We start from the raw sequence: 3,234 nt of genomic DNA, 5'->3' as shown, positions 1-3,234 counted from the left end.
GCCTTCCAACGCCGACTGCGCCTGGGCCATCAGCTTCAACGGCGCGGTCGAAGAGGACAGCGGCAACGACGCCAGCGCGACCTTCACGGCGCCGCAAGTCGACAAGCGGACTGACTACGAGCTCGTCGTGCGTTGCCAGTACGACGACACCAAGCCAATCTCCGCTCCGGCTGACTCAGCGTCCACCGTGGTGACGCCCGCCGCGACCCAGACCGCAACGCGTACGGTGACGATCACTGTCCTCCCCGCTGGCGACGCTGGCGACAACGCCGCCAACGAGAGCGGCGCGTTGCCCGGCACGGGTGGCTCGAATGCTCAGCTCCTCTGGGTCGGCGGTGCTCTCGTTGTCGGAGGTGCGGCCGTGACGATCCCCGCACGCCGTCGCAGGGTCTAGGCCTGATCACCACTTGCCACACACCGGTGTCCGGTCCCGTTGTCCAACGGGGCCGGACACCGTTCGTCTGCGCCTCCGCAACTGCGCGCTGACGAGTCCTACCGACATCGCGAGGAATGACGTGCATGGCCAGTCGACGTAGGCGCGGGTCGGGTCGACATGACCCCATCCCCGACCGGATCTATGACCGCATCAGCACCTCTCGTCGTCCGGTGCTGTTGGCTCTGGGAAGCGTAAGCCTCCTGATCCTGTGCGTGCTCGGGGTGTTCGGCTATCAGGCGGTGAAGGCGAAAGATGCTCTTCAGGTCGCCGCGTCGGAGGCCAAGCAGCTGCAGGCGCAGGTGTCGGTTGGTGACGTGGACTCAGCACAGGGCACCCTGCGCCGCCTCCAGGCGTCGACCAAGGCGGCCCAGTCGCACACCGACGGTCCCTTGTGGGACCTGGGTGGGCATGCGCCGCTGTTGGGGGACAGCGTCGCAGCAGTTCAGACGATCTCCCGGGTCCTGCACGACCTTTCGCTGGCTGGTCTGCAGCCGATCGTCGATGCAGCAGACTCGATCGACTCGCGAGCGTTCAGTCCCCGGGATGGCCGGATCAACATCAAGGCCATAGCGGACCTGGCTCCAGCCATCATCACAGCAGACCGCTCGCTCAGCGCCAGCAAGAAAGAGCTGGCCGCAGTCAGCGCGGATGACGTGGTGGGCCCCCTCAAAGCACCCGTGCAAGATCTGAAGGCAAAGCTCGCCACGGCGCAGCGCGCCGCGTCCTCCGGGGCGACGGCAGCGCAGATCATGCCCGGCATGCTCGGAGGGAGCGATTCACGCTCCTACCTCTTGGTCGTGCAGAACAACGCCGAGGTGCGCTCGACCGGCGGGCTGCCGGGCGCCTTCGCTGTGGTCAAGGCCGAGAACGGCAAGATCGGCCTGACCGACCAAGGTGCCGGATCTGATTTCGGCTATTTCGACAAACCTGCTGTCAAGCTCACGAAGGACGAGAACAATCTCTACACGACGCTGATGGCGTCTTTCTGGTCGGACACCAACTTCACCCCGGATTTCCCACGAACCGGACAGATCATGCGGGCGATGTACAAGAAGAGGTTCGACAAGACGGTGGACGGCGTCATCTCGGTCGACCCGATCGCGCTGTCGTACATCCTCAAGGCCACCGGGCCGGTCAAGCTCGCGAAAGGCGGCCCGCTCACCAGCAAGAACGCGGTTGATGTCCTGCTCAACAGGGTCTACCTCAAATTCCCGGACGACAACACCGCGCAGGATGCGTTCTTCGCTGACGCGGCTGCGCGGGTCTTCAAGGCGGTCGCCTCTGGCAAGGGCGAGCCGCAGTCGGTCTTGACGCAGATGTCGAAGGCGACAGAGGAAAATCGAATGCTGATCTGGTCGCACGACCCGGCCGAGCAGAAAGTCCTCGCGCGCACGCGCATAGCCGGTGGCCTGCCCTCAGACTCGGGGTCCACCCCGCATGTGGGTGTCTACCTCAACGATTCCACGGCGACCAAGCTCGAGTACTACCTCAAGCACAAGACGACGATGCACAGCGAGTCCTGCACGACGGACAAGGTGCAGACGCTCAGCGTCACGACGGTCCTCACCTCGACGGTCCCCAAGGGGGCGAAGGGCCTGCCCAAGACAATTCTGGGCCCGTCGAGCGGTGCCGAGAACGGCGCCATGCGTCTCAACGTGCGCATCTACGCGCCGTACGGCGGTCTGGTCAACGAGGTGTCAGTCGATGACGAGCTGCAGACCGTGCTCAGTGCGGTGCACAAGAAGCGCAACGTGACGATCGTTCCGGTCCGGCTCAAGCCCGGGCAGACAGTCACGATCAGGACGATCCTCCTGACGGGCCAGCACCAGCCCCGCAATCCCGTCCTCTCAGTGACGCCGACGGTGAGCAAGACCCCGAACAACCTGTCCATCGCCAACGCCTGCAAGCGCTGACGGCAACGTCAGCCGCCCTCGTCAGAGGGCCTGAGCACTTCGTCGTGCCCCGGAGCCTCGATCGTGGACGACCACATTCTCGTAACCAACCTCGTGGGTGCTCGTTGTCCTTGCTGAAACTTGTTTGACGATTCCGGAGCGGTTGGCCGTGTCGTGCCATCAGTAGTACTACGCGGAAGACTTTGGGAGTGCGGAATGAACAACTTTCGACTTGCTGTGGCAGCGGTCCTCATGGGGGTCTTCCTGACCTTCGGCGCGGGTGTGGCACACGCAGCCGATGCTCCGTACCCGGTCACGACACCGAAACCCACCCCCTCGGTCGCCCCGGCCGATCTGGCTGACACGGCCCCGGACGCCACCGGCGTCCTGCCCCACACCGGCGGCTCGAGCATTTACCTCCTCCTGATCGGCGGCGTCCTGTTGGTCGTCGGCGGTGGAGTCACGTACGCATCGCGCAAGCGCAACCCCATTCACTGAGGCCCTGATACACACCAGGTTCGGGGCGCACGTGCCGAACATTTCACGGTCGCCGAACACGCAAGGTGACCGATGAGCACGACATTGATCAAGAGGCCGGCCGCGTGGATCAGACGGCTGAAGGCGCGGCGTCGCAGGGGCGTCCCGATGTTCACGGTCAAGGACAAGCGCTCCGCGATCGCAAGCGGGGTGGGCGTCGTGGTCCTGCTCGGCATCGTGTTCGCCCTGCAGGCGTCGAGTGCGAGCTCCCACCTCCGCACCGCAGCCACGCAGTCCGCGCTGCTTCAGAGCCAGATCGTGACCGGCGATCAAGAGGGTGCGCAGGCGACCCTGGGAGCCCTGGAGACATCGACCGCTAGCGCCCGGAAGAGCACCGACGGGCTTCTGTGGGACATCAGTTCCAAAGTG

3 protein-coding genes and 1 pseudogene are annotated in these 3,234 nt (G+C 64.9%); all 4 read left to right on the top strand.

Annotated elements, in window-relative coordinates; translation table 11 throughout:
• Positions 1–394, top strand: a pseudogene (locus H7290_RS15930) (hypothetical protein); the annotation flags it as partial.
• A gap of 125 nt (positions 395–519) precedes the next feature.
• A complete protein-coding gene (locus tag H7290_RS15925) occupies positions 520–2,349 on the top strand; it encodes a DUF4012 domain-containing protein (protein ID WP_290515005.1) in 1,830 nt (609 codons plus the stop codon).
• A 195-nt stretch (positions 2,350–2,544) separates the two neighbouring features.
• Positions 2,545–2,826, top strand: a complete 282-nt coding sequence (locus H7290_RS15920; RefSeq protein WP_290515004.1) for an LPXTG cell wall anchor domain-containing protein — start codon at positions 2,545–2,547, stop codon at positions 2,824–2,826.
• 72 nt (positions 2,827–2,898) lie between these two features.
• On the top strand, positions 2,899–3,234 hold a 336-nt coding region (locus H7290_RS15915; protein ID WP_290515003.1), incomplete at its 3' end, for a hypothetical protein.

The organism is Aeromicrobium sp. (assembly GCF_014378035.1).
Taxonomy (GTDB): domain Bacteria; phylum Actinomycetota; class Actinomycetes; order Propionibacteriales; family Nocardioidaceae; genus Aeromicrobium.
The sequence above is the reverse complement of the archived record's forward strand: the minus strand, read 5'-3'. Positions and strand labels throughout refer to the sequence as shown.